This window comes from Pauljensenia hongkongensis (assembly GCF_001746855.1).
In the GTDB taxonomy this organism is placed as follows: domain Bacteria; phylum Actinomycetota; class Actinomycetes; order Actinomycetales; family Actinomycetaceae; genus Pauljensenia; species Pauljensenia hongkongensis.
This window is the reverse complement of sequence record NZ_CP017298.1, coordinates 436,490-441,036: the sequence shown is the minus strand read 5'-3', so window position 1 is coordinate 441,036 and position 4,547 is coordinate 436,490. Positions and strand designations below refer to the sequence as shown.

The following is a 4,547-nucleotide window of genomic DNA, read 5'->3' as shown; positions in this document are numbered from 1 at the left end:
CCGGGCATGGCCGCCGAGGCGGCGAGGCCCGCGAGCGCGTAGGCCGCGATGGGGACCCACAGGGCGGTCGTGATGGCGTCGCGCGCCTCGGCCGCGTCCTGGAGGACTCCGAAGAAGACCGTTCCGGCGAGGGCGACTCCGAGGACCATTCCGACCTGGCTGAAGGTGGTCAGGGTTCCCGACGCCGCACCCGCGTCCTGGGTGGGCACCGACTCGAGGGCGATGGTCGTGAGCGGCATGATGAGGGTCATCATCCCGGCGCCCGTCAGCGCCAGCGGGGCGGTGAGGTCCCAGCCCGTCAGGGACGGCCCATTGGCCGAGATCGTCCACAGGACCCAGGTCAGCGCGCCCGCTTGCACCATGCCTCCGGCCAGCACGGCCCACTTCCCCATCCGCTTCGTCGCGAGGATCGCCAGTGGCGTGGCCACCATGGAGCCCAGTGCGAAGGGCAGGAGCGTGAGCCCTGCCGCCAAAGCTGAGAAACCGAGTGCGCTTTGCACGTAGTACAGCAGGACGAGCACGTAACCGCCGTTGCCGATCGACGAGAGCACCTGCACCAGCTGCCCGCTCGCGAAGCCCCGGTCGCGGAACAGGGGCAGCGGCAGCAGGGGGGAGCCGTGGGCCTTGAGCGTGCGCCTCTGCTGCCACGCGAACGCGCCTACGGCGAAGGGGGCCGCCGCCAGCATGGCCCAGATCCACCACGCCCACCCCGCGGCGCGGCCGTCGGTGAGCGGGAAGACCACCAGGAAGACCCCGAGGCCCCCCAGCAGAGCCCCGGCCGGATCGGGTTTGAGGGGGTGCTCCGAGCGGCTCCTGGGCACGAGCGCGAGCGCCGCGGCGACGATGACGACTCCGACCGGCACGTTCACGAGGAAGACGCTGCGCCATCCCATGCCGAAGAGGTCGATCGTGACGAGCCAGCCGCCCAGGACCAGCCCGCCGACGGCCCCCAGCGAGCTCAGTGCTCCGATGAGGCCCAGGACGGGGGCGCGCTCCTCCGGCGCGTACATCACCTGCACGCTGGAAAGCACTTGGGGCATCATGATCCCGGCGAACCCGCCCTGGAGCACCCGGGCGGCGACCAGCAGCTCGCCCGACTGCGACAGCGCCGCGCCGAGGGAGGCGGCGGTGAATCCCACCATCCCGATCACGAAGATGCGCCTGTGCCCGAAGACGTCGCCCAGTCGGCCGCCCGTGATGAGCAGTGTCGCGAAGGCGATGATGTAACCGGCCAGGGTCCACTCCAGTTGCTCCGGCGTCGCGCCCAGGTCCTTGCCGATCGTGGGCAGTGCGACATTGGTGATCGTTGAGTCCATCAGATCCATGAACGTCGCCACCATGAGCACGGCGGTGGCGGCGGTGCGCGATCGCGTGGCGCCCCGGTCCTTGGATCTTTCCTCGTTCTTCATACTCGTGTCCTCTCACGGCTCCCGGATGTGTACGGTGTACACCCTTATGGTGAGTACACTGTACGCTGGTATCCTGATCGGAGCAATCCGATCCCCGTTGAGCGGCGAGGAGGGAACATGGCGCGCACGGACCGGGGCGCCCCGCCCAAGTGGGTGCAGTGGCTGTGGGAAGTCGATGTCCCCGGAGCGGAGGCGGGGCGGGGGACGGGCAAGGGGCTGGACATCGGCAAGATCGTCCGCGCGGGCGTCGCGCTAGCGGACGACGAGGGCCTGGAAGGGGTGTCGGTGCGCAAACTCGCGCAGCGCCTCGGTGTGAGCACGATGGCGGCGTACCGGCACATCGGTTCCCGCGACGAGGTCGTCGCCGCGATGGTCGACGTCGCCTTCGGTCCGCCGCCGGCCCTCCCGGGTCCCCCTGAGGGCTGGGAGGACGGGCTGCGGTGCTGGGCCCTCGCCGTCCACGCCCGCTACGTCGCCCATCCGTGGCTCCTGGACGCCCCGGTCGACGGCATGCCGACCGGCCCGCACCGTCTGCGGTGGATGGAGGCGGTCCTCCAGGTGCTCGCCGTTGCGGGACTCGGTCTGCAGGAGCGGCTCAACGCCGCGCTGCTCGTCGACGGGCACGTGCGCACCGTCGCCGCGCTCAAGCGCTCCCTGGCGTCCGCGGCGCACGGGGTCGGCCGCGGCCCCTCGCGGAAGTGGCTCCTGGCCCGCCTCGAAGCCGAGGGCATGGCCTCCATGGCGCGCGTGCTCGAGGCGGGGGCCCTCGACGACGGGCAGGGGTACGAGCTCGACTACGGCCTCGACCGGATCATCGCCGGCATCGGGGCCGGCAGCCGCCCGGGCGCGAGCCGGTCCTAGGCGCAGGAGGGCGTGACGGCCCACTCGCACAACACGTCCTGCGCCTGCGCCACTTGGGCATTGCCCGCACCACTTAGGCCGCCGACACGCCGGGGGAGCCAGGGCCCGCTCGGGTCCAAGTGGTGCAGTGGCGCGCTAAGTGGCGCAACGGCGCGCCGGGGCGGGGAGTGCCGCTCACCTCAGGCGGGGGAACTCCTCCAGGGAGAAGACTGACTCCACGGGCACCTCGAAGTAGCGGGCGATGCGCAGGGCCAAGTGGAGCGAGGGCGCGTACTCGCCGCGCTCGAGGTAGCCCACCGTCTGGTAGTGGACGCCGAGCGCCTCGGCGAGTTCTCGGCGGCTCACCCGCCGGTCGGCGCGCAGGACCGCGATCCGGTTGTGGACGACGTCGTCGGACACGGTCACAGGCCTGTCTGGGAGCGGATAGCGGACTGCACGCGCGCCAGGCTGCCGATCGTCTCCTTGCGGAAGCTGCGCCGCACGACGAAGGAAGCGCCAGCGAAACCGAGGACGGTCCACGCCGCCAGGACCGCGAGAGCGAGCACCGGGCAGAAGGAGGCGCCCACCTCCCACGACGGGTCGCCCACCAGCGCCCACCTGGTCAGGTGCCCCGACCAGTACGTGGGCAGCGCCACTTGGACGGCCTGCACCCAGGAGGGGAGCCGGTCCATGGGCATGAAGAAGCCGCTCGTGCCGATGAGGGCGAGGACGGGCAGGAAGGAGAGCATGAAACTGTAAACGCCCCGGGCGAGGGCTCCGGCGAAGAACCCCAACGGGGCTGTGGCGACTGCGGACAGCATGATGAGGGGCAGGCAGGTCAGCACCTGGGGGGCGCTCAGGGGAAGGTCGGCGAACACGGCCCCGCCGAGCAGGACCGCGGCCTGGAATGCGATGGTCTGGGTGATCGCCGACATCGTCTTGCCGATCGTCCATGCCAGGGGGCCGTGCGGCAGGATGCGCACCCGCAGCAGTGCGCCGCCGATTCGGTCGGTGTAGGCCTCGCCCGCGATCTGCAAGGTGATGAAGCAGCTGACTGTGCCGATGCTGCTGGCCAGGAACATCGGGCCGAAGGCGACGTGGGCTCCGGCGGCCGCCTCGGTGCTCCTGCCGATCAGCACGATGGCGCTCACCGATATCAACAGCGCGGCGCATGTTCCGGCGAGGCTCGCTCGCAGGTCCGCGGACGCCTGCCGGGAGGCGGCGCGCAGGACGGCCTGGATGGTGCGGATGCTCATGGGCGGGGCTCCTTGTTGACGAGGGAGAGGTAGGTCTCCTCCAGGGTGGGACGGGTGATGGTCAATCCGGTGATGGCGTCGAGGTCGAGCCCCCTGACGAAGCGCTCGGGGGAGTGCGTGGTGTGGACGTGGCGGGCGCCGTCCTCGATCCAGGTGATCTCGCTGCCGCGGTCGAGGAGCTCGCGCAGCGCGGTGACCGTTCCGTCGGCGATGATGCGCCCCTCGTTCATGATGAGCACGCGCGAGGCCAGGCGCTCGGCCTCGGACAGGTCGTGGGTGGTCATGACGATGGTCGCGTCTTCGTCGACCCGGGCGAGGATGAGGTCGTGCAGGCGCGCTTTGGAGACCGGGTCCAGGCCGGTGGTCGGCTCGTCCAGGATCAGGAGCTCGGGCGAGGCGAGGAGTGCGGCCGCGAAATCGATGGTGCGCCGCTGGCCGCCGGACAGGCGCGACAGGCGCGAGTCCGCCTTGTCCGACAGGCCGACGGCGTCGAGGACCTCGGCGACGGTGCTCACCCGCTCCGCCGCCGTCAACTGGACCGAGCGTATCCACTCCAACTGGTCCTTCACCCGCCATTTCGCGTGGTCGGTCCAGCTCTGCTGCACCAGTCCGACCTTCGCCCAGAAGCCTGCGCCCGCCTGGCGGGGGTCGGTGCCGAAGACGCGCACCCTCCCGTTCGTCGGGGCCAGGGAGCCCAGGAGGTTCTCCACCAGGGTCGTTTTGCCCACGCCGTTGGGGCCGAGGAGGCAGACGACCTCGCCCGCCCCGATGCGGATGTCGAGGCCCCGCAGGACCGGGGCCTCCCCGTAGGAGAACTCGAGGCTCTCCGTTGTGATGACTGGGGCCATCGCGAACCCTCCTGAGTAGAAGCGCAACTGAATGTAGTAGGAATGCTACATCATGTTGCTGATCTTCGTTAAATCGGAAAACTTCTCGGGTGGATGAGGCCGACTGCCGGCCCGCGCAGTGGCGCCGGGCGCCCGTGGAGCGGGCGGGAGCGGGCGCCGCTCGGAACGGCCCCTGATCGCGCGGGGGCGGGCCG

5 protein-coding genes are annotated in these 4,547 nt (G+C 70.7%); 1 reads left to right on the top strand and 4 read right to left on the bottom strand.

Annotation, left to right across the window (positions count from 1 at the left end):
- Positions 1-1,409: MFS transporter (locus BH719_RS01825; RefSeq protein WP_009743029.1), on the bottom strand; the 1,409-nt coding region annotated here is incomplete at its 3' end.
- 117 nt (positions 1,410-1,526) lie between these two features.
- On the opposite strand from BH719_RS01825, the gene BH719_RS01820 reads away from it, so the two are divergent.
- A complete protein-coding gene (locus tag BH719_RS01820) occupies positions 1,527-2,270 on the top strand; it encodes a TetR/AcrR family transcriptional regulator (RefSeq protein WP_034255141.1) in 744 nt (247 codons plus the stop codon).
- Positions 2,271-2,444: 174 nt separating this feature from the next.
- On the opposite strand, the gene BH719_RS01815 is transcribed toward BH719_RS01820, so the two are convergent.
- The 3 genes from BH719_RS01815 to BH719_RS01805 are packed head-to-tail and all read right to left on the bottom strand — an operon-like array spanning position 2,445 to position 4,353.
- Positions 2,445-2,675, bottom strand: coding sequence for a helix-turn-helix transcriptional regulator (locus tag BH719_RS01815; protein WP_005868102.1), 231 nt, complete (start codon positions 2,673-2,675; stop codon positions 2,445-2,447).
- A complete protein-coding gene (locus BH719_RS01810; protein WP_009743028.1) occupies positions 2,672-3,505 on the bottom strand; it encodes an ABC transporter permease in 834 nt (277 codons plus the stop codon). The genes BH719_RS01815 and BH719_RS01810 overlap by 4 nt, the downstream gene beginning before the upstream one ends.
- Positions 3,502-4,353 carry an ABC transporter ATP-binding protein gene (locus tag BH719_RS01805; RefSeq protein ID WP_009400244.1) on the bottom strand — a complete coding sequence of 284 codons (852 nt, stop codon included), beginning with the start codon at positions 4,351-4,353 and terminating at the stop codon, positions 3,502-3,504. The genes BH719_RS01810 and BH719_RS01805 overlap by 4 nt, the downstream gene beginning before the upstream one ends.
- Positions 4,354-4,547: the final 194 nt, after the last annotated feature.

Excerpts from the sequence above, each read along its gene's own strand:
- BH719_RS01810 (WP_009743028.1), bottom strand. The coding sequence starts at position 3,505 with ATGAGCATCCGCACCATCCAGGCCGTCCTGCGCGCCGCCTCCCGGCAG.
- BH719_RS01805 (WP_009400244.1), bottom strand. The coding sequence starts at position 4,353 with ATGGCCCCAGTCATCACAACGGAGAGCCTCGAGTTCTCCTACGGGGAG.
- BH719_RS01820 (WP_034255141.1), top strand. The coding sequence starts at position 1,527 with ATGGCGCGCACGGACCGGGGCGCCCCGCCCAAGTGGGTGCAGTGGCTG.